Source organism: Brevibacillus sp., from assembly GCF_003521185.1.
Classification (GTDB): domain Bacteria; phylum Bacillota; class Bacilli; order Brevibacillales; family Brevibacillaceae; genus Brevibacillus; species Brevibacillus parabrevis.
In genome coordinates this window covers 63298-84941 of the sequence record NZ_DOTK01000009.1, presented here as the reverse complement: position 1 = coordinate 84941, position 21644 = coordinate 63298, and the positions used below count along the sequence as shown (strand labels likewise).

Here is a 21644-nt window from a genome sequence, read left to right as displayed (position 1 = left end):
GTCGCCCCCTCCTACTCGATTTGTTCACCAATCTGTTCCGAATATCTGTCTGTCCCTTATGCTATACTGGGAGTGTTGTCACGAAGGTTCACCAGATTTTTCTAAGGAGCTGATTTTCGATGAGCGCAAACGAAGCGTTGCTTACATTAGAAGGTTGGTATACGTATCATAATTTCCGCACGATCAATTGGGAAAAGTGGAAAGCGGCTTCCGCCGAGGAGCGCCAAGCAGCGTTGGACGAGCTGAACGGGCTGATCCGCACTTGGGAAGCGAACGAAGCGGAAAACCAAGGAAGCACGGCTTTCTATTCGATTCTTGGACACAAAGCAGACCTCGTGTTCATGTTCCTGCGCCCGACCATGCAAGAACTCGAAGAAATCAAGACGGCTTTCAATAAAACCCGCTTTGCTGCCTTTACAGATGCTCCGTACTCCTACGTCTCCGTTGTCGAGTTGAGCAACTATGTACATAACCCGGGCGAAGATCCGAAGGCAAATCCGCACGTGCGCGATCGCCTGTATCCGATCCTGCCAAAATGGGAGCACATTTGCTTCTACCCAATGAACAAAAAACGCGATTTGCAAGACAACTGGTACATGCTGAGCATGCAGGAGCGTCAAGAAATGATGCGCTCCCACGGCATGATCGGCCGCTCCTACGCTGGACGCGTCAAACAAATCATCGGCGGCTCCGTCGGTTTCGACGATTGGGAGTGGGGCGTGACGCTGTTCGCCAACGATCCGCTGGAGTTCAAGCACATCGTCTACGAAATGCGCTTTGATGAAGTGAGTGCCCGTTTTGGCGAGTTCGGCAACTTCCTGGTCGGTAACGTGCTGAATCAGGAAACGCTCGCGAAAAAACTGGAAGTGTAATCATCTGTCAAAAATCTGCTGTGCGGCTGCTAGTTGTCGCATCGGCAGATTTTTTTTGCCCGGGGGATCGGCTCTGGCTCGGTCTTTTTTAGGCGTCGAGCCTGCCAGCCGCAGGAAACCGATTTGTGCTCGGAACGTAGATGTAATAGGATGGGAGAAATGTGAAGAACAGAGAGAGGCTGCGCTGGGAAGCGATTAAGCCGGAAGGAGAGGGGATTGCAATGAAAAGCATCAAGCCAGGAAGAGGCCCGTCGGCAATGGGCGCGGCGGGAAGTGTCGTTGCTATTGTTTTCGGAGTATTTTGGACGATTATGGCATTTTTCATCACGCAAGATTCGCCGTTTCCCGTGGTCGGCACGATTTTTCCTTTGTTTGGGGTCTTGTTTATCATTATCGGGATCGTTCAGGCTGTTTATCACTATAAAAACGCTACAGGCAGAGAGCGGATGTCGCTGTACGATATTACGGACGCCAGCGAGGAAGGCGACCCGTTGAACCGCCGATTCGGCAAGGAGAGAGAAGCGGAAGCGGACACAGAGACGACAGGCGAAAAAGCTTTTTGTCCGTACTGCGGGCAGCGCGTAAAGGCTGGCTACCAATACTGTCCGGGCTGCGGGAAAAAGGTGTAAGGACACGGTTTCTTAACAAAGTCTTGGCTTTGGTTCCCGGAAACTTTTTGATACAGTAAAGAGGAAAGCGACATCAGAGCGGAGGGGAACAAGACTGGGCTTTCTAAAGCTGAAAATCGGCTATCGCACTTTAAAAACGGCGATCGGGACAGCGATCTCGATCTTTTTGGCTCAACAGCTTGATCTGCTGTACCCCGCATCTGCGGGCATCATTACGATTCTTTGCATACAAGTAACGGTCAAGCAGTCGTTCCGCACAGCGTGGAACCGGATCATGTCCAGCTTTCTCGGGCTTGGCATCGGGATGGCGCTGTTTTATTTGCTCGGGTATTCGCCTGTTGCCATTTTGCTCGCCATCCTGCTGTTTTTGCCGCTCGCTGTGCGGTTTGGCATCCAGGAGGGCTTCGTCAGCAGCATGGTCGTGCTCATGCACCTGTACTCGGCGCAAAGAATGGATTTCCCGTTATTGCTGAACGAAGCGGGACTGCTGGTGATCGGCGTCGGGGTCGCGCTGCTCGTGAACTTGTACATGCCGAGCCTAGACAAGGAACTGCGGGCGATGCAAAAGCAGATCGAGCAGCTGTTCAGGCAAATTTTGCGGGAGTTTTGCTACTACTTGCGGCATGGCGAGAGCGATTGGGACGGGAAAGAGATGATCGAGGCGCCGGGTCTTTTGGAAAAAGCGCTCAGGCTTGCGTCGCGCGACATCGATAACCGTCTGGGGCGGCGCGATGACTCGTACTACCAATACTTTGTCATGCGAGAAAAGCAGTATGAACTGTTGGAGCGGATGATGCCGATCGTTTCGTCACTCGACACGCAGGTGCCGCAGAGCCATTGGATCGCTGATTTTCTCGAACGGATCAGCGACTCGGTGCACCCGGGCAATACGGCGTACCGCTTTATCGATCAGCTTCGCCAAATGCGCGAGGAGATCAAGGAGTCGGAGCTGCCGCGCACGCGCGAGGAATTTGAGACGAGAGCGTCGCTGTTTTACTTGTTGCGCGAGATCGAGAATTATTTATTCATCAAGCATGAGCTGGGCAAAAGCAGTGAGGACAAAAAACCAGCAGCCGTAGCGGAGCCAACACCGGGCAAGTAACGCTTCGTGTGGCAAAACGGCAAAACGGCAAAAACGCCAAAGAACAAAGGCGCTTTCTTCTGAGCAAAACCGGAAGAAGGCGCTTTTTGTGTCCCAAACAACATCCCGACTTTTTGCTGAAAAAGGCGTGAAAGCTTGGCACTGCCAGCTTCTGCCCTTTCAGGCATGCATATTTATTCAGTAAATTTTATTTTTCTTGAATGTCTGAAAATATACAATTATAATTTAAATCAGAAATCATTTCCGATATTCGGAAAAAGTGAAAAGGGCCATCCATCCGGCAACAGATAGATAGGGGGATAGCAGGATGATTGAGGTTAAGCAGCTAGTCAAGTCTTTCGGATCACTCACCGTGCTGAAAGGTGTCACTCTCTCGGTAGAGGAGAAAGAAGTCGTCGTCTTGCTCGGTGCCAGCGGTTCAGGCAAAAGCACTTTGCTTCGATGTTTGAATTTTTTGGAATTTCATGAAGCTGGCGAGATTTGGATCAGCGGGGAGAAGGTTGACCCGCACAAGACCAATCTGAACCATTTTCGGGCAGAGGTTGGGATGGTATTCCAGCACTTCAATCTGTTCCCGCACAAGACGGTACTGGAAAATGTGATCGAGGCTCCGGTGCACGTCAAGGGAATGAAAGTCGCCGAGGCGAAAGAGCTGGCCAACGAACTGTTGAAAAAAGTAAACATGCAGGATAAGGCGGATGTGTACCCGGACATGCTCTCGGGTGGACAGAAGCAGCGCGTGGCGATTGCGCGAGCGCTTGCGATGAAGCCGAAAATCATGCTTTTCGATGAACCTACCTCCGCACTTGACCCTGAGCTGGTCGGCGAAGTGTTGCAGGTAATGAAGCAACTGGCAAAAGAAGGCATGACCATGATCGTCGTCACCCATGAAATGGGCTTTGCCCGCGAAGTCGCAGATCGCGCCGTGTTCATGCACGATGGTCAAATCCTGGAGCAAGGGCCGCCTAGTGCGTTCTTTGAAAATCCGCAACACGAAAGAACCAAGCAGTTTTTGCGCAGCATTCGTTAAAAACAGAGAAAACAGGGGGAATTTCAGATGAAAAAACGTGCAAAATGGTCCGGAGTTTTGTTGTCTACCGTTCTGTTGGGCTCGCTTCTGCTCTCGGCATGTGGCTCTCAAGAGAGCAGCGCGCCGGCAGGAGGCGGACAAGCAGCGGGCGGCGAAGGCAAAAAAGATTTTACTTACGCGATGAGCGGAGTGTACAAGCCGTTCAGCTTTAAAGAAAACGGGCAGCTGACAGGCTTTGACGTAGAAATCGGACAAGCGCTGGCGGAAAAAATGGGGATGAACGCCGTTCCGATCACGAACCCGTTTGAGACGATCATTCCTGGTCTGGATGCGAAAAAATACGACTCGATCATCGGCAGCTTGACGGTGACTCCCGAGCGTCAAAAAGCGGTTTCCTTCACGAATCCGTACTATCGCTCCGGCTCGCAGATTTTCGTGCAGGAAGGCAACACGACAATCAAGGGCAAGGACGATCTGAAAGGCAAAAAGATCGGGGTCGTCAAAGCTTCCAACTACTTGGACTGGGCGAAAAAACTGACAGATGAAGATAAAATCACCCAATACGACAGCGATATCACGGCGCTGCTCGACTTGCCGACAGGACGTCTGGACGCGGTCATTACCGACCAGGTAGTAGGCTTGCGCTTTATTAAAGAGGGTGGCGGAAAAGTCATCGACGTGGGTGAGCCACTCAGCTTCGACGAACAGGCAATTGCTGTGCGACTGGGCGATCAGGAATCGGTAGACCGAATCAACAAAGCGCTGGATGAAATCATCAAAGACGGCACCTACGAAAAAATCAGCCAAAAATGGTTTGGCCGCAATATCCTGCAAAAACAATAAAGTGGGCAACGGGGTGTCCGGTTTGGACGCCCCCCTTTTTCCGCTTCATGTGAGGAGGATTTCCTATGATCATCGATATTTTTCTGAACAGCTATCCCCTTTTCCTGAAAGCGACCTGGTTGACCGTTCAGCTCACGGCAGTCGCTCTCTTGCTCGGTTGCATCGTCGGACTGATCATTGCGTTTTTCCGCATTTCCAATTCCAAGCCGCTTAACTATTTCGCGCACTTGTACATTACCGTCATTCGCGGTACGCCTTTGATCGTGCAAATTTGTATTTTGTACTTCGGGTTGGCGAACATGGTGACGCTTTCCCAGTTTTGGGCAGGGGCAATCGCGCTCGCCGTTCATAACGGAGCTTATATTGCCGAGATTTTCCGCGGCTCGATCCAATCGATTGATCGCGGGCAGATGGAAGCGTCCCGCTCGCTCGGGATGTCGTACCCGCTGGCCATGCGCCGCATCATTTTGCCGCAGGCGTTTCGCCGGGCGATCCCGTCACTCGGCAACCAGTTCATCATCGGGTTGAAGGACTCGTCGCTGGTAGCGTACGTAGGGATGCAAGATTTGTGGGGAACTGGTCTCGGCGAGGCGGCTTCCAACTACAAACAGCTGGAGACATACATGGTCGTCGGCTTGTACTATCTCGTGCTGATTATGCTGTTCACCTATTTTGTCAACAGACTGGAGACGAGGCTTGCCAAGGGAAAAACACCGCGAAAGCAGGCCAAGGATACGAGTGTCGCAGCATAAGGCACGTTTATGGAGGACGAAGGAACTATGGTTCAATCAATCGAACGGACGATGAAAATCATCAGAGTGCTGATATCAGACGAAAAACACGCCTGGCCCATATCGGAGTTAGCAGAAGCGACCGGCCTGCCGATCAGCACGCTCCACCGTTTCCTCGAATCGATGATCCAGTTCGGATTGGTTGAGCAGGAGCCTGTCACCAAGCATTACAAACCCGGTTATACGTGGATGGAAATCGGCTTTATTTTGCACGAGAAGCTGAATTTGCGTTCCGTGGCTCGACCATTCATGGAGGAGCTGGCCAACGAGGTCGAAGAGAGCATTTTCCTGAACGTACTGGCAGGCAAGGACTCGATGCCGATTGAAAAGGTCGAGAGTCCGCTGAAAATTCGCATTGACGAGAACTTGGGGGAACGGATTCCACTGACGATCGGTGCCCCCAGCAAAATGATTTTGGCCCATTCCAAGGCAGCCGAGATCGAAAAAATTATTTCCGAGCAGCTGCCAGCGCCTTCGCACGAAGCGTTTCTGGAACAGCTTGCGGCCGCCAAAAAAGGCGGATATGCCATCAGCTACGGCGAAAAAACGGAAGGGACGATGGCAGTCGCAGCCCCGATCTTTGGCTACGGCAATCAGCTCGTGGCTGCGATTTCCATCAATGCGCCGATCTTCCGCGTCCCGGATGAACGGCTGCCGCAGCTCATCGAAAAAGTAAAGCAGCAAGCAACCGCTATATCTGCAAGAATCGGCGGCGCTTAATCGCAACCTCCATTTCCGAACGTCATCGGATGGAGGTTTTTGTTTTTTAATGCTTACTATTGGAACTTTCAATTTTTTTGCCCGAAAAATCTGTGTTAGTGTGGAGGAAATCGAGAGGAGGAGCACAAGACATGTTTCCATTTCGGGTTATCAATCAACCAACAACGGAACAGCTGCTGGACATGGCGAGTGTCATCGAAGTGGTGGAGCAAGCCTACCAGATGAAATCGAGTCAGCAAGCGACGCTGTTTCCGCTGATTTTTCATGAATTTGCGGCAGGCAAAGCGGATATGGATATCAAGTCGGGCCATTTGCCCGGAGCGGATATATTCGGACTCAAGCTCGTCTCCTGGTTTGGCGAAAACGAGCAAAAAGGATTGCCGCAGCTGATCGGAACCGTGATGGTGCTGGACAGCCGGACAGGCGTTCCGCTGGGGCTGTTGAGCGGCGAGCATATTACATGCATGCGAACGGGGGCTGCCGGCGGGATCGGGGCCAAGTATTTGGCTCGACCGGAAGCGGAAAATCTGCTGATGATCGGGACGGGTCACCAGGCGCCTTTTCAAATCATCGCGACACTGATGGCGATGGACAACATCAAGCGAGTGTACATCAGCCATCCGCGCTCCTACGAAAAGGCGCAAAAGTTCGCGGCAACGATCAAAGACAGACTGCTCACGGCGTTCGTAGCGAAATACGAAGGAGAAGACTACGAGCGCTACGCACGTAAATGCGAGGTTGAGTTTATCGCGGTCGAAAGCCTGGAAAAGACGGTCGGAGAAGCGGACGTGATCATCACGGCAACCCCTTCCCGGACGCCGCTGATTCAGAGCGAATGGGTCAAGCCAGGGACGCACATTACGTGCATCGGAGCCGACATGGCGGGCAAGCAGGAAATCGACGAGCGACTTTTCGCCATGGGACGGGTCTTCGTGGATGACATCGGGCAGGCTGTGAGCGTGGGAGAAACCGAGATTCCGCTGAAAAAAGGGCTGATTTCGCAGGCGGACATTGTCGCGGAAATCGGCAGCGTCATTCTCGGACAGGCAGCGGGACGCCGCTCGGCGGAGGAAATTACGATTTTTGACAGCACAGGCATTGCGCTGCAAGATTTGCTGACAGCGCACCACATTTTGCAAAAGGCGCAAGCGAGTGGCGCAGGAGCTGTCGTCGATCTGTAGTAGCAGCTTGCGATCCATATACACGAAAATGCACGGAACAACCGAAGGAGAGGTCAAAGATGAGAATTGCCCCGTTTAAAGTAGAAGAATGGATGAATGCCTACGAGCTGGAAGCGGTCTACAATATCGCGGAAACGTGTGTGGACTCCCTGACCGTGGAAGAGCTGATTCGCCTGTCGGCAGAGCCGGCCGATTTTTTTGCCGAGATGGCGCAAAAGAAGCTGACGTACGGCCACATCGAAGGCTCGCCTGAGTTCCGCAGTCTCGTCGCGGGCATGTACAAGACGCTGACGCCGGACAATATTTTGGTGATGAACGGAGCGATCGGAGCCAATTTTCTTGCGCTGTTTTCGCTGGTCGGCCCTGGCGATGAAGTCGTCTCTGTCCACCCGACTTATCAGCAGATTTACGAAGTGCCTGCGTCGTTCGGCGCTCAGGTGAAGCTGCTGCGACTGGTGCCGGAGAAGCAGTTTTTGCCTGACCTGGATGAACTGCGCACGCTTGTCACAGACAAGACCAAGCTGATTTGCTTCAACAATCCGAACAACCCGTCCGGTGCGCTGATGGATGAGGTGACGTTGCGCGAAATTGTGGAGATTGCCCGTTCGGTCGACGCTTACGTGTTGTGTGACGAGGTGTATCGCCATTTGCATCAGGACCCGGAGATCGAGGTTCCGTCTATCGTAGATTTGTATGAAAAAGGGATTGCGACGAGCAGCATGTCAAAAGTATTTTCGCTGGCCGGCTTGCGCCTGGGCTGGATCGCCGCGCCCCTCGATGTCATCAAAAACTGCTTCTCGCACCGCGATTACACGACGATCAGCTGCGGGATGCTCGACGACATGCTGGCGGTTCATGCGCTGAAAAACAGGGACAAGATCATGGAGCGCAATCTGAAAATCGTGCGGGACAACCTGCAAATTTTGGACGAGTGGGTGGCGGCGGAACCGCTCATCTCTTACGTCAAGCCAAAAGCGGGAACGACCGCCATGCTCAAATACGAGCTGGATATGCCGTCGGAAGCGTTTTGCATCGAGCTGTTCCGTGCGACAGGCGCGTTTTTGACGCCGGGAAGCTGCTTTGACATGGAAGGCTGGGTGCGGATCGGGTACGCTTGCGACACAGAGGTGCTCCAGGCAGGTTTGGCGCAAGTCTCGAAGTTTTTGCGGGAGAGAAGCTAGGCGATAAGCGGATTGGCTGGCCTGGAAAAAAGGTGCTGACGATTGCAAGCGGCAGCAATGGGGATGCCGCCAAGCTGGCGGGGAGCGTATTCCGTTATTCATAGTAGTGCTCTGTGCACTGTGCAGGTTGAACTTCACGTCCACTCTCGGCTACACTTTTCCGTATAGACGAAGAAGCGGGGGAGAGTGGTGCAAGGCATGGAGCTGCGGAATTTGAAAACGTTTCAGGTCGTAGCGGAGCATTTGAACTTGACGAAGGCTGCCGAGCTGCTCGGGTACAGCCAGCCGACGATTACTTTGCAGATTCAGGCGCTGGAGCGGGAGCTGGGGCATCCGCTTTTGAACCGCGTCGGCAAGCGCACCTTTTTGACCCCGGCAGGGAAGCTGGTGAAGCAGCATACCGATCAGCTTTTTTCTGTCCTGTTGCGCATGGAGGAGGGGCTGAACCACCTGCATCTGCCTGTCGGCCCGCTCGTGGTGGCCGCACCCGAATTTTACTGTACCCAGTACATGCCGCAAATGCTCAAGGCTTATGTGGGGACACATCCCCAAGTGAACTTGCAGGTCATCTCGTGCACGAGTCAGGAAGCGTTGAAAAAAATTCGCGCCCACGCAGCGGACATCGGGATTATTGCCGGAACCAGTACGCAGCAGGGGATTTATTCCATGGTCGTCGATTTAGAGGAATTTGCTCTCGTTGCTGCGCCGGATATGGTGCAGGGCCGTTCGATGACGGAAACGCTGACGCAATTCCCGTTTTTGTCCTATCAGGAAGGGTGCAATCTCGACGGCTTCATTACAGACTGTCTGCTGGAGATCAGCTACGTCCCGCCCTCTGTCATCAAGTGCAGCAGCGAGGAGACGATCAAGCGCTCTGTGCTCAATCAGACGGGCGTCGCCTTGCTCAGTACGGCGCTGGTGGAGGGGGAGCTGCGAACGGGCGAGCTTGTCGAGTTGTACCGTTTTTCCAAAAAGGCGGAAACTTCGCTCGTCTGTCTGGAGCGGCGGCGCGACGAACCAGCGATTCAAACGTTCATGGAGCTGGTAAAAGACGTGTGGCTTTCGGTGCGGGAAGAGTAGGCCGGATGAGTGGCGGACGCCTTTACATGTTTTGAATTGGCAACGGGCATAATTTCTGGGAGCTTGTGTTGCAGCAGAACCAGAAACAGCAAGGAGCTGATTGTTACGAACAAGGATCAAGCGCCTGTGCGCTATGCCAACAGCATTTACATGAAGGAGCTGGTGCGCGAAGAGGATCGGCTTCATCCGTTCCCGATTTTTCGCCGCCTGCGCGCAGAAACTCCTGTCCGCTACGATGAAAACCGCCAGACGTGGGATGTGTTTCGCTACGACGACATTCAGCGAATTTTGAAGGATCACACGACGTTTTCCTCCAAAAGGATCGCGGATGCGAAAAAAGAAACGGTGCTAACGATGGATCAGCCGAAGCATACCCAGATGCGCAATCTCGTGAACAAGGCGTTTACGCCCAAAGCGATTTCCGATTTGACCCCGCGCATTGACTCGATCGTTACGGAGCTTCTCGACATGGTCAAGGACAAGCGGGAAATGGATTTGGTGCGCGATTTTGCTTATCCGCTGCCTGTGATTGTCATTGCCGAGCTGCTCGGCGTTCCGCCAAAAGACCGCAGATTGTTCAAGGATTGGTCCGATACGATGGTCAAAGGAGCGGAAGCCGACACGGACGAGGCTCTTATCCAGATGCACAAGGACAAGGAAAAAGCGGAAGCAGAGCTGTTCCACTACTTTCGGGCGATATTGGCCGAGCGGCGGGCTGATCCAAAAGATGATCTCATCTCCGCCTTGCTCGCTGCCGAAATCGACGGAGAGCGGCTGAACGAAGAGGAAGTATTGCGCTTCTGTATTTTGCTGCTGGTCGCAGGCAACGAATCCACGACCAATCTGATCACGAACACGATTCGCGTCATGACCGAGCAGCCGGACATCCAGGAGCGAGTGCGCCAAGACAGGGAGCTGGTCAAATCGACGATCGAGGAGACGCTGCGCTACTATCCTCCGTTCGTTGTGGTCGGCCGTCGCGCAGTGGAAGATGTGGAAATCGGCGGACAAAAGATCGCAGCGGGCCAGCAGGTCGTTTCCTGGGTCGTATCCGGCAATCGGGACGAGAGCAAGTTCGAGCAGCCGGATTTGTTTTTGCCTGACCGCAAGCCGAATGCCCATCTCAGCTTTGGCTTCGGCATTCACTTTTGCCTGGGAGCGCCTCTCGCCCGGCTGGAAGGACAGATTGCCTTGGACAGGATTTTGTCTTCGCTGCACGAGATCGCATCGCCAAAAACAGCGCTGACTCCGATTCCGAGTCCGATTGTTTTTGGCGTGGAGAGTTTTCCCGTGACGTTTCAAACCCGTTGAGGCGCGGGAGACAAGCCGATTTTGCTTGCGGACGGCAGCCGAGAAAACGGGGCAAGGGCAGGCACCTCCAGAGCAGAGGTGTCTTTTTTGTGCTTTTTGTTCACTGAAATTGAAATTACATGTACAAAAGGAGATATAAAGTAAAAAATCCAGAAAATATCTGAGGAACAAATGTAAATTGTTTGACTATTTGAATGGGCGTAGGTATAATTTGGTTATCTTTGTTAGTAAAGTTAACTAACTGCTGTGGTGGTGATTGTAAAGGCGTGCGAGCTCCCAGAAAAACAGGCAACAGTAAACTCGTAAAGAAACTGAACAAGGAAGAAGTTTTGCAACAGGTCATCCAACACGGTCAGATTTCCCGCGCCGATATTTCCAAGCAGACACTGCTCAGCCGTCCGTGCGTCTCCGCTTTGGTCGATGAAATGATTCAGGAAGGATTGCTGCAAGAGGTCGGCATGGGGGATTCCAAAGGCGGCCGCAAGCCGATTCTTTTGGAATACAATTACCAGGCTTATGCGATTGCTGGAGCGATCTTCGAAGGGTCGATACTGGACATGGCGATTGCGGATATGAAGGGGGAGTTTCTCGCCCGTCATCGCAAGCGACTGGCGCAGCCGGCGAACGGGGAGACCGTCATCGAGGATTTGGCAGCAGGTTTGGATCGCTTGCTTGCCGAGAGCGGGATTCCGCGCGAGCGACTGCTTGGCATGGGAGTGGGATTGCAAGGGGTCACGCAGCGGGGAAGCGGTACGGTCAGCTTTTCGCCGAGTACGGGCTGGATGGGGTCGCCGATATTGCAAACCATCGAGTCGCGACTGGGGCTGCCCGTCATCATCGACAACGATGTGAACATGATGACTTTGGGCGAATACGTTCGCGGAGCAGGCACTGGCCATTCCAACGTCGTCTACATGTACGTGGGAACGGGCATTGGTGCGGGGATCATCCTGGATGGACAGTTTTACCGGGGGAGTCGGGAAGCAGCAGGCGAGATCGGCTTCATGATGATCGGTCCGGTACATAACCGCCCGAATGGCGCGTCCGGAGTGTTTGAGACGAATTTTTCCATACCGGGAATCGCGCAGCAGGCAAAGGGATTTCTCTCTGACCTTCAGGAAGGGTCGAGTGTCATAGAACAGCTCATGCTTTGTGCCAAACAAAACAGCGAAGCGAAAGCGCTTTTGCAGGAAGTGTATCGGCATTGGGCTTACGGCATGGCGAATATCATCAGCATTTTGAACCCGGAAATCCTGATTTTGAGCGGAGAGATGGTCCACGTCGATGATGAAGGGGTGAAGCAAATTCACGATTGGCTGACCGAGTGGGTGCCAGAGGTGCCTTGTCTCGAAAAGGCTGCTCTGGGGGAGCGAGCAGGTTTGATTGGTGCCGTCCACAGTGTATTGGAAGCGTTTCCGTTCACACGACTGCTTGACAAAGAGTGAGAAAAAAGAGGGGGAGTCAGTTTTGAAAAAGGTCAATCACAAGCTGAAATCATGGATGAAAGGCGTATTCGCCAGCTCCTTGGCTCTGACTGTGGCCGCGTGCTCAGGTGGAGGACAGGAAGCAAAGCCTGCCGACAACGGCGCAGGCGGCCAAACGGGCTCGCAGCCAGCTGCGCAAACTCCGGCTCCATCCGGTGAACCGCAAAAGCTGGTTATTTACACCGGACGGGATAAAAACATCTTTGAGATCGTGCTGCCAAAGTTCAAGGAAAAGTATCCGAATATTGAAGTGGAAACGCTCGAAATGGGCGCTCAGCAAATTTTGGAGCGCGTACGCGCGGAAAAAGCGAACCCGCAAGCCGACTTCTGGTGGGGCGGCACACAGTCTGCTCTGAGCACAGCGGCCGACGAAGGATTGCTGGAGCCGTACAAGCCGACTTTTGCCGACAAGATTCCTGACCTGTACAAAGACAAGGAAGATCGCTGGTACGGCGAGATGCTTTTGCCAGAGGTCATCATGTACAACTCGCAGGCGCTCAAGCCGGAAGAAGCTCCGCAAGACTGGGATGAGCTGCTCGATCCGAAATTCAAGGACAAAATCGTCATCCGCAACGTTCTGCCATCCGGCACGATGCGGACGATCTACTCCGCGATGATTTTCCGCCAAGGTGCGGATACGCCGGAAAAAGGCTACGAATGGCTGACAAAGCTGGATGCCAACACGAAAGAATACACGCAAGACCCGACCAACCTCTACCTGAAGCTTGACCGTCAAGAGGGCGTCATTTCCTTGTGGAACCTGCAAGATGTTTTGCTCCAAAGCAAAAAGAACAACCATCCGTACGACTTCATCTATCCAAAGAGCGGAGCGCCGATCCTCGTAGACGGTATCGCTCTCGTCAAAGGCGCGAAAAACCTCGATGCAGCGAAAAACTTTATGGAATTTTTGATGAGTCCTGAGATTGCTTCCCAATTGGCGAAGGAGCGTTTCCAGTTCCCGGCCCGCACGGATATCAGCAAGGATGAATTGCCAGACTTCATGAAAAACCTGGAGCTGAAACCACTCGAACTCGACTGGGCTGTCATGGCTGCCAAAGAGAAAGAATGGATGCAGCACTGGGATGAAAACATCAAGGGCAAAGGCAAGAAGTAACTCGCAACAGACTAGACGGGAAGGAGTGTTCCTTTCCGTCTAGTCGCTTATGCCAACGTCTTAGGCCAAGCAGCCAGGAATGGCCATGAAGGAGGAAACAAAACCTGATGAGCAGCGTAACACTTGATCACGTCCACAAAAAGTTTGGCAATGCAAAAGGGGTAGAAGACGTCCACATTCACATCGAATCAGGTGAATTTTTTACGTTTCTCGGTCCGAGTGGTTGCGGCAAAACGACTACCTTGCGGATGATTGCCGGCTTTTATTACCCGACAGCAGGGCAAATCCGCTTCGGTTCCCAGGAGGTTACCTCCGTTCCGCCCCACAAGCGCAATACAGGCATGGTGTTCCAAAACTATGCGCTTTTCCCGCACATGACCGTTTTTGAAAATATCGCGTTCGGCTTGCAGGTGCGTTCTGTGAACAAGGCAGAAACGAAAGAGCGCGTGGAGCGGATCATGAAGCTGGTTCGACTGGAAGGCTATGGCGAGCGGCGCATCGACCAGCTTTCCGGTGGGCAACAGCAACGGGTGGCGCTGGCACGGGCGCTGGTCATCGAGCCGCAGATTCTGCTGTTGGATGAGCCGCTGTCCAATCTGGACGCCAAGTTGAGAGAAGAGACGCGTTTTGAAATCAAACGGCTTCAGCTGGAGTTGGGGATTACGACGATATACGTGACGCATGACCAGGCTGAAGCGATGTCCATGTCGGACAGAATCATGGTCATGCAGGGCGGAGAAGTGCAGCAGATCGGTACTCCGCACGAGATTTACCATCGTCCTGTGAATCGTTTCGTCGCTTCGTTTATCGGGGAGACGAATTTGTGGGAAGGGACTGTGGTCGGCATCGACCGGGATGAAGTGCAAGTGCGCATCTCCTCGGGACAAGTGCTCAGCGGTTTTGCCAAAAATGCGTCGCCTCGCGCCAAGCTGGTAGTCGGAGAGCAGGTGACCATGTCCATCCGTCCTGAATCCGTCCAGGAGCAGAGCGAAGGAACAGGAACGAATATCGTCACAGGCAAGGTCGTCATGTCCGAGTTCACTGGCGCATGCGTGAACTACGTGACGGAAGTAGGTCAGGAAAACTTGCGCAGCATGTCCATCAACCTCGGCCGTCCAATCAAGCAACGCGGCGACGCCATCGGACTGCACATACCGAAGGAGAGCATCTATTTCGCCGGATAAGGGGGAAAAAGCTTTTGAGAGCAGAATTGCAGCAAGCGCCGACATCGGCCAGACGAAAGTCCATCACGGCTTCACCCGCCTTCGTCTATGTGCTGGTATCGCCACTCTTTTTGATTTTGTTGGCTTATGTCATTTATCCGTTATTCCAGACGTTCGTCGCCAGTATCAGCGTCGATGAGCAAATTACGTGGAAAAACTACACGCGCTTTTTCAGCCTGGAGCATACGGCCAATCTGGAAGCGCTGTGGACCAGCGTCTATATTTCTGTACTGAGTGTCATCACCTGCGGCATCGTCGGGGTGGCGATGGCCTTTTTGTTGGAACGGTACGAGTTTCCGGGCCGCAAAATTCTTTCTGTACTGGCTCTGGTGCCGATGGCTTTGCCTCCGTTGATCGGCGTTCTGTCGTTTACGTTCCTGTACGGCGAGAGCGGAATTTTTCCGCGGGCGATCAAGGAGTTGCTCGGCTTGGCCCAAGTGCCGTTTTCATTGAAAGGCATCTGGGGCGTCGTGGTCGTCCATACGTTTACGATGTACACCTACTTTTTCATGACGGCGACAGCCGCGATCAAAGGGCTTGATCCTTCTTTGGAAGAAGCGGCAGCAAGCCTCGGGGCAAACCGCTTTACCGTCTGGCGGCGCATCATTTTGCCGATGCTTACGCCAGCGATGGTCGCTTCCTCACTGCTCGTTTTCATGATTTCCATGGCGTCGTACACAGCACCGCTCATCTTCGGTATCGACCGGACGATGACGATGCAAATTTACTTGTCCCGCACGAATGGCGATCTCGACATGGCGGCGGCGCAGTCGACGATTTTGTCCATTGTATCGATCGCGTTTCTGTTGATCATGCGCTGGTATCAAGGCGCCCGCAATTATCAGAACTTGAGCAAAGGCGTGAGCGTACACCGGACGGAAATCAAGAGCAAAGCAGGCCGTTACACAACGATTGTGCTGTCGTTTATCGGCACGGTCATTCTAATGCTGCCTATTCTCGTGCTGGTGCTCATCTCGTTTTCGGTGGATGGGACCTGGACGGTGCAAATATTGCCTCCGCAATACACTTTGGATCATTACATGGACTTATTTACGGACAGCAAAACATGGCGTCCGATTTTGAACAGTTTGCAGTTGTCGGCGATTGCTTCTGTCGGAATTGTCCTGTTCGGGGTAGCGGCGGCCTATGCGATGGTGCGTCTCAAATTCCGCGGGAAAACGCTTCTGGACGTGCTGATCATGCTGCCTTGGGCATTGCCTGGTACGGTTGTGGCGGTTAACCTGATTGCCGCGTTCAGCGAGCCGACGGCGTTCAGCTTCGGGCAAGTGCTGATCGGAACATTCTGGATTATCCCGCTCGCGTATTTTGTGCGCCACCTTCCGCTCGTCTTCCGTTCCACATCGGCAACCTTGCTGCAAATGGACCCGTCTGTGGAGGAAGCCGCGCGCAATCTGGGCGCATCGTGGTGGTACAGCTTCAGGAGAGTGGTGTTCCCGATGGCGCTTGGCGGGATTCTCGCCGGAACGTTGCTGGCGTTTGTACAGTGTATCGGGGAGTTCGTCGCTTCCATCCTGATTTTTACCCCGCGAACGACTCCGCTGTCTGTCGCGGTATTCCAGCGCATGTACAGCTTTGAATTTGGAACTGCTTGCGCCTATGGCGTCTTGCAAATCGTGGTCATCATCCTCGTGTTGTTCATCTCTAGCAAACTGACCAAGGACAAAGCCGGAACGGCCATCTAGCAGACGACCAATCGGTTAGATCGCTTCGGAAAACGGCTTTTGCGCAAGCCCTGCGGCAGCATACGGGAATTGGCAAAAGGAGGAGCTTCACGTGGAAAGCAGTGAATCGATAGACAAAAGTGCTTCGGTGGTGCAGCCGACCAGGCTGCCCTGCCCACCTATCCCCGCCTCTGCGCGGACGATGCAGGGGGAACACGGGCTGTTGGATTTGTGGAAAGCGATCAAGCCACTGGCGACGATCGCCAGCGCGATGAATACGGGAGCGCATCCCGACGATGAACATAGCGCGATGCTCGCCTACCTGGCGATGGGACGGGGCGTTTACACGTCCAGCGTAATCGCGACAAGGGGAGAGGGCGGCCAAAATGAAATCGGCTGCGAGCAAGGGATTGCGCTCGGCATCATTCGCACGCGGGAGCTGGAAGAGGCGTCTGCGCTCGGCAATGTGACGCTTGGCATCCTGAGTGAAGAGCTGGACGATCCGATCAACGACTTCGGCTTCTCCAAATGCGCGGAGGAAACATTTCGCAAATGGGGCGAGGAAGTCGTCTACGAGCGACTTGTCCGCAAAATCAGGGAGCTTCGCCCGGATGTCGTCATCGCCTGCTTTGAAAATGAGCCGACTACGCACGGACACCATCGGGCGATTACGTTGCTGACACAGCGAGCTTTTCACGGTGCGGCAGACCCTGAGACGTTTCCTGCTCACATTCAGGAGGGCTTGTTGCCCTGGCAGATGAAAAAGCTGTATGTGCCCGTCATGGACAACGAAGACTATCATGTGGCTGTTCCTGTCGGGGAGTACGATCAAAACTACGGCTCCTCCTATGTCCAGCTTGGCGAGCGATCGAGATTCATGCACAAGACCCAAGGGATGGGTGTCCACTACGATGAAGGCCCGACCTACAATTACTATCGTCTCGATGCGTCCGTCGTTCCGGCGGCGGAAAAAGAGAGAGACTTTTTTGCCGGATTGCCGTTCACGTTTGCCGATCTGGCCCGAAGCGTCGCCCAAAAAGGGGAATCCGAGCTGGCTCGCATCCTCGATACGATGCACGATGCGGCGAATGAAGTGCTGTCGGCGTATCCGCGCTTTGCGGAGGTGGCAAGCCGCGTCCACCGGATGAAGGCGTTGCTGCATGCCGTTCAGCTGGCGGTGCCCGGCTCTTCGCTCGACGAGGAGACGAAGACCGATTTGCTGTTCCGTCTGGGGATCAAGGAAGCGCAGCTCAACCGCGCCAGTGCCGAAGCGCTGTCGCTTGTGGTCAAAATCAAGCCGGAGACGGGCGAGTGGGTTCCCGGGCAGACGACGACAGTCACGGTGACGGCCTACAATGGCGGAGCAATCGAGGTCGAACATGTGCAGCTGCGCCTGCGAGTTCCGCCCGGCTGGACAGCCAAGCCGCTTACGCCGACCACTTTTCCGCGGCTTCCTTACAACCAGACCGTTTGCACCGTATACGAAGTGTCCGTCCCGGCTGCGGCTGCCTTTTTTCACCCGTACCGGCCGCCGATTTTGGAAGTCGAGGCATTGTACTTCGCCTTTGATATAGCAAGCACCATCCGGGTAGTGCCGGATGACAGCGTCGCTGTGCTGCCGCCTTATTCATTGACCTTGACGCCGTCTGCCGTTGTGCGGAACACGCTGCATACAGAGCAGCCCATCCCGGTAAAAGTAACATTGAAGCAATATCGGCCGGGCAGCACGACAGCAAGAGTGTCCCTCGCCGTGCCCGAAGGCTGGACGGCGGAACCTGCGTTTATCGATGTGCCGTTTGCTTTTCGCGGAGAGACGAGAACGATTGCCTTCACGGTGCATACAGGGCCGCAGGTGGAAAACGGGAAGTACGAGGTCAAGGCGCAAGTAACCCGCGCCGATGGAGTGGCCGAGAGCGGCCAGGATGTGCAGGTGATCGAGTATCCGCACGTCGGACGGACGTATTTCATCCGCCCTGCCAAGCTCACTGTTCAGGCATTCGATTTGGCGATTCCCGAAAATCGGCGAATCGGCTACGTCGCCAGCGGCTTTGACAGCCTGGACAAATATTTGCGCGCGGTAGGCGTGCATTGCCTCAACCTCGATGCAGACGAGATCCAGTCAGGCGATTTGTCCCGCTACGATACGATCGTGCTCGGCATCCGCGCATACGGGTTCCGCAGAGAGCTGATCGAGTGCAACCAGCGTCTGCTGCAATACGTGGAAAACGGCGGCAATCTCGTCGTTCAGTACCACAAACCGGAGGACAAGTGGAAGCCGCAGCTCGCGCCGTACCCGATCTTCATCGGCGAGTCGCTGATTGACTGGCGCGTTACGAATGAGCAGTCAGACGTGCGCATGCTCGCACCCGAGCATCCGATGTTTTCCGAGCCTAACCCGATCACCCAGGCAGACTGGGACGGTTGGGTGCAGGAGCGCTCGATCTACAACCCTTCACGCTGGGGCAGCGAATATACCGAGCTGATTGCCACCAGTGATCCGGGGGAGCCGGAGTTTCGCGGAATTTTTCTGACGGCCCGTTATGGCAAAGGGACGTACACGTACAGCTCGCTCGCCTGGTTCCGCGAGATTCCGCAGCTTGTGCCCGGGGCCTTCCGCCTGTTTGTCAACATGATCAGCCAGAAACAGTAACGATCAAGACCATTCACTTGAAAAAGCTCTGATCTAACGTGGGTCGATCCATGGCAGCAGCAACGAAACACTCGCATACATAGCGCCATGATTGATATAGACATCAATCGTAAAAGCGAATGGAGGAGAGTTCATTGAGGAAGGGGAAACTTGCCAAGCTTTACACCATTGCGGCCGCGGCCGCGCTTGCCACGACTCTGGTCATCCCGTTGGCGCCACAAACGGCGCACGCCGATCGGGGAGTCGTCGATTTGTGGAAAGCGATCAAGCCGCTCACGACGATTGCCAGCGCGATGAATACCGGAGCCCATCCGGATGACGAGCACAGTTCCATGCTCGCCTATTTGTCGCTCGGCAGAGGGGTAGACACGTCCAGCGTCATTGCCAATCGCGGCGAGGGAGGACAAAACGAGATTGGCAGCGAGCTGGGCAACGCGCTGGGCATTATCCGTACCCGCGAATTGCAGGAGGCTTCCAAGATCACGAACATCCATCTGGAGAATCTCAGCCAGAAGATTGATGACCCCATTTTCGACTTCGGCTTTTCCAAAAGTCCGGACGAAACTTTGCATAAGTGGGGCGAGGATATTGCCTACGAAAGGCTGATCCGCAAAATCCGCACAATCAGACCGGATGTAGTGATTCCCGCATTTTTGAACGAACCTTCGACTCACGGCCATCATCGCGCTATTAATGTCATTACTGTCCGGGCATTCAAGGATGCCGCTGATCCAAACGTTTTCCCCGAGCAGCTGAAAGAAGGGCTGTCCCCGTGGCAGGTGAAAAAGCTGTATTTGCCTGCCCAGGAAAAAGACTACTCCGTCAGTGTTCCTGTCGGAGCGTATGACGAGATTTACGGCGCTTCGTATGTGCAACTGGGAGAAGAATCCCGCTTCATGCACAAAAGCCAAGGGATGGGCCGCCACTATGACGAAGGGCCGAGCTTTGGCTACTACAAGCTCGATCAGTCGATCGTCCAGACGAAAGCCAAGGAAGCTGACTTTTTTGAAGGCATCGCCTTCACTTTTGACGACCTGGCCAAAGAAACGGCAAGCCAGTCTGGCGGCGAAAAAGTAGCAAGCGAATTGAAGAAGCTGCAAAAGGATGCGGAAGAAGTGGTTGCCGCCTATCCGAGCTTTGCCGCTGTAGCCAAGGAAGCGCACGAGATGCTCGCTGACGTGCAGAAAGCGCAAAAAGACGTCCAATCGTCTTCGCTTCCCGAAGAAAGCAAAACCGATTTGCTCCATCGCCTGGATGTGAAGCAAGCGCAGTTGAACAAAGCCAGCGCGGAGGCACTGTCTCTGGTGACAAAAGTCAAACCGGAAACAAACGAGCTGGTCGCAGGCCAAACGACGAAGGTCACGGTGAGCGCGTACAACGGCGGTCAAGCCAAGGTGAGCGGCGTGAATCTGGCGCTGAACGTTCCGAAAGGCTGGCAGGCCAAAGCCCTGTCCACGACGAGCTTCTCTTCCCTGTCCTACAATCAGACAGTCAAGACTACTTTTGAAGTAACGGTTCCGTCTGATGCAAGTCTGTTCCAACCGTATGCTGCTCCGGCGATCACGGCTGACGTCAGCTACAGTTTTGCCGGATCAAAAGCAACCAGCCATGTCACGCCGGCAGATGCTGTTGCGGTGCTTCCGGCGTTCTCGATGTCGCTTGCTCCAAGCGCAACGGTGTTGAACACGCTGAAGTCGCAAGAACCGATCCCTGTCAAAGTCACTGTGAAAAACTACAATCCGGGTGCAGCGAAGACAAACGTGTCCTTGCAGGTGCCGGAAGGCTGGTCGGTGGAACCGAAAGCAGCGCCGCTTGCTTTTGCCGCCAAGGGAGAAACGAAGTCGGTAGCCTTTACGGTGAAAGCGTCGGCTTCCGTCAAGCCTGCACCGTACACGATTACGGCAGTGGCGTCCGGTGACGGAAAAGAAAGCCGCCATGGCGCGCAAGTCATTCGCTATCCGCACATCGGCACAACGTATTTCGTGCAGCCTGCAAGTCTTGCTGTCCAGGCGTTTGACCTGAAGGTGCCGGAAGGTTTGAAGGTGGGCTACGTGTCCAGCGGCTTTGACAACATCGATCAATATTTGACCCAGCTTGGCGTCAATGTGACCAACTTGACGGCAAAAGACATCGAGTCGGGCGATCTCGGCCAGTACGACACGATTGTTCTCGGCATTCGCGCCTACGGTTTCCGGCCGGAGCTTACCCAAAGCAATGCCCGTCTGCTGAAATACGTGGAGAACGGCGGCAATCTCGTCGTGCAATACCACAAACCGGAGGATAACTGGAAGAGCGAGCTGGCTCCTTATCCGATCAAAATCGGCACGCCGCTGATCCAATGGCGCGTCACCGATGAAGATTCGAGAGTGACCATGCTCGCACCGGATCACCCTCTGTTCAACGCACCGAACAAAATTACCGAGGAAGACTGGAACAACTGGATTCAGGACCGCTCCGCCTACAATCCGGCAGAGTGGGGCAAAGAGTATACCACACTGATTTCCAATGGCGATCCGGGTGAAAAAGAGTTCACAGGTACATTCCTCTCCGCCAAGTATGGCAAAGGAACGTACACGTACAGCTCGCTGGTCTGGTACCGGGAAATTCCGGCGCTCGTGCCTGGCGCGATCAGAATGTTCGTCAACATGGTCAGCTTGAAGCAGTAGAAAAGCCGGACAGGGCGCAGGGCTTGCCCGACGCGACGGCTCACGTTTTGCCTGGGAGCGAAGCGAGGCGATCTTGTTCGTTTGG

17 protein-coding genes are annotated in these 21644 nt (G+C 54.1%); all 17 read left to right on the top strand.

Annotated features, from left to right (window positions below):
* The first annotated feature begins 119 nt into the window (after nt 1–119).
* The 17 genes from hemQ (at nt 120) to DEP07_RS02755 (ending at nt 21559) form a co-directional block, all read left to right on the top strand.
* Complete coding sequence (gene hemQ, locus DEP07_RS02835; RefSeq protein WP_122965975.1) at nt 120–872, top strand: hydrogen peroxide-dependent heme synthase; 753 nt, start codon at nt 120–122, stop codon at nt 870–872.
* Nucleotides 873–1093: 221 nt separating this feature from the next.
* Complete coding sequence (locus tag DEP07_RS02830) at nt 1094–1501, top strand: zinc ribbon domain-containing protein (RefSeq protein WP_173599586.1); 408 nt, start codon at nt 1094–1096, stop codon at nt 1499–1501.
* 94 nt (nt 1502–1595) lie between these two features.
* A complete protein-coding gene (locus tag DEP07_RS02825; RefSeq protein WP_279635109.1) occupies nt 1596–2603 on the top strand; it encodes an aromatic acid exporter family protein in 1008 nt (335 codons plus the stop codon).
* Nucleotides 2604–2910: 307 nt separating this feature from the next.
* A complete protein-coding gene (locus tag DEP07_RS02820) occupies nt 2911–3633 on the top strand; it encodes an amino acid ABC transporter ATP-binding protein (protein ID WP_063227857.1) in 723 nt (240 codons plus the stop codon).
* 27 nt (nt 3634–3660) lie between these two features.
* Nucleotides 3661–4476 (top strand): transporter substrate-binding domain-containing protein, encoded by an 816-nt coding sequence (locus DEP07_RS02815; RefSeq protein WP_122965972.1) that lies wholly within the window; start codon nt 3661–3663, stop codon nt 4474–4476.
* Between the two features lie 65 nt (nt 4477–4541).
* Nucleotides 4542–5228 (top strand): amino acid ABC transporter permease, encoded by a 687-nt coding sequence (locus tag DEP07_RS02810; protein ID WP_173599583.1) that lies wholly within the window; start codon nt 4542–4544, stop codon nt 5226–5228.
* A gap of 27 nt (nt 5229–5255) precedes the next feature.
* Nucleotides 5256–5987, top strand: coding sequence for an IclR family transcriptional regulator (locus DEP07_RS02805; protein ID WP_063227860.1), 732 nt, complete (start codon nt 5256–5258; stop codon nt 5985–5987).
* 131 nt (nt 5988–6118) lie between these two features.
* Nucleotides 6119–7168, top strand: a complete 1050-nt coding sequence (locus tag DEP07_RS02800) for an ornithine cyclodeaminase family protein (protein ID WP_274874216.1) — start codon at nt 6119–6121, stop codon at nt 7166–7168.
* A gap of 59 nt (nt 7169–7227) precedes the next feature.
* The gene (locus tag DEP07_RS02795; RefSeq protein WP_274874215.1) at nt 7228–8349 is read left to right on the top strand and encodes an aminotransferase; all 1122 of its coding nucleotides are present in this window, start codon (nt 7228–7230) and stop codon (nt 8347–8349) included.
* Nucleotides 8350–8547: 198 nt separating this feature from the next.
* Nucleotides 8548–9429 carry a LysR family transcriptional regulator gene (locus tag DEP07_RS02790; protein WP_274874214.1) on the top strand — a complete coding sequence of 294 codons (882 nt, stop codon included), beginning with the start codon at nt 8548–8550 and terminating at the stop codon, nt 9427–9429.
* Nucleotides 9430–9579: 150 nt separating this feature from the next.
* Nucleotides 9580–10740, top strand: coding sequence for a cytochrome P450 (locus DEP07_RS02785; protein ID WP_122965999.1), 1161 nt, complete (start codon nt 9580–9582; stop codon nt 10738–10740).
* 266 nt (nt 10741–11006) lie between these two features.
* Entirely contained in the window at nt 11007–12185 is a 1179-nt protein-coding gene (locus DEP07_RS02780) for an ROK family protein (protein WP_122965967.1), read from the top strand.
* A gap of 22 nt (nt 12186–12207) precedes the next feature.
* Entirely contained in the window at nt 12208–13338 is a 1131-nt protein-coding gene (locus tag DEP07_RS02775) for an extracellular solute-binding protein (RefSeq protein WP_122965966.1), read from the top strand.
* A 107-nt stretch (nt 13339–13445) separates the two neighbouring features.
* On the top strand, nt 13446–14522 hold the full coding sequence (locus DEP07_RS02770; protein WP_274874213.1) for an ABC transporter ATP-binding protein: 1077 nt from the start codon (nt 13446–13448) through the stop codon (nt 14520–14522).
* 14 nt (nt 14523–14536) lie between these two features.
* Nucleotides 14537–16264, top strand: a complete 1728-nt coding sequence (locus DEP07_RS02765) for an ABC transporter permease (protein ID WP_063227864.1) — start codon at nt 14537–14539, stop codon at nt 16262–16264.
* Between the two features lie 91 nt (nt 16265–16355).
* On the top strand, nt 16356–18893 hold the full coding sequence (locus tag DEP07_RS02760; protein WP_274874212.1) for an NEW3 domain-containing protein: 2538 nt from the start codon (nt 16356–16358) through the stop codon (nt 18891–18893).
* A gap of 134 nt (nt 18894–19027) precedes the next feature.
* Nucleotides 19028–21559: an NEW3 domain-containing protein gene (locus tag DEP07_RS02755; protein ID WP_287102072.1), complete on the top strand. Its 2532-nt coding sequence runs from the start codon at nt 19028–19030 to the stop codon at nt 21557–21559.
* Nucleotides 21560–21644 lie beyond the last annotated feature (85 nt).

Coding starts and splice junctions, on each gene's coding strand:
- DEP07_RS02785 (WP_122965999.1), top strand. CDS start 9,580: ATGAAGGAGCTGGTGCGCGAAGAGGATCGGCTTCATCCGTTCCCGATT.
- DEP07_RS02790 (WP_274874214.1), top strand. CDS start 8,548: ATGGAGCTGCGGAATTTGAAAACGTTTCAGGTCGTAGCGGAGCATTTG.
- hemQ (WP_122965975.1), top strand. CDS start 120: ATGAGCGCAAACGAAGCGTTGCTTACATTAGAAGGTTGGTATACGTAT.
- DEP07_RS02805 (WP_063227860.1), top strand. CDS start 5,256: ATGGTTCAATCAATCGAACGGACGATGAAAATCATCAGAGTGCTGATA.
- DEP07_RS02815 (WP_122965972.1), top strand. CDS start 3,661: ATGAAAAAACGTGCAAAATGGTCCGGAGTTTTGTTGTCTACCGTTCTG.
- DEP07_RS02800 (WP_274874216.1), top strand. CDS start 6,119: ATGTTTCCATTTCGGGTTATCAATCAACCAACAACGGAACAGCTGCTG.
- DEP07_RS02830 (WP_173599586.1), top strand. CDS start 1,094: ATGAAAAGCATCAAGCCAGGAAGAGGCCCGTCGGCAATGGGCGCGGCG.
- DEP07_RS02820 (WP_063227857.1), top strand. CDS start 2,911: ATGATTGAGGTTAAGCAGCTAGTCAAGTCTTTCGGATCACTCACCGTG.
- DEP07_RS02795 (WP_274874215.1), top strand. CDS start 7,228: ATGAGAATTGCCCCGTTTAAAGTAGAAGAATGGATGAATGCCTACGAG.
- DEP07_RS02770 (WP_274874213.1), top strand. CDS start 13,446: ATGAGCAGCGTAACACTTGATCACGTCCACAAAAAGTTTGGCAATGCA.
- DEP07_RS02810 (WP_173599583.1), top strand. CDS start 4,542: ATGATCATCGATATTTTTCTGAACAGCTATCCCCTTTTCCTGAAAGCG.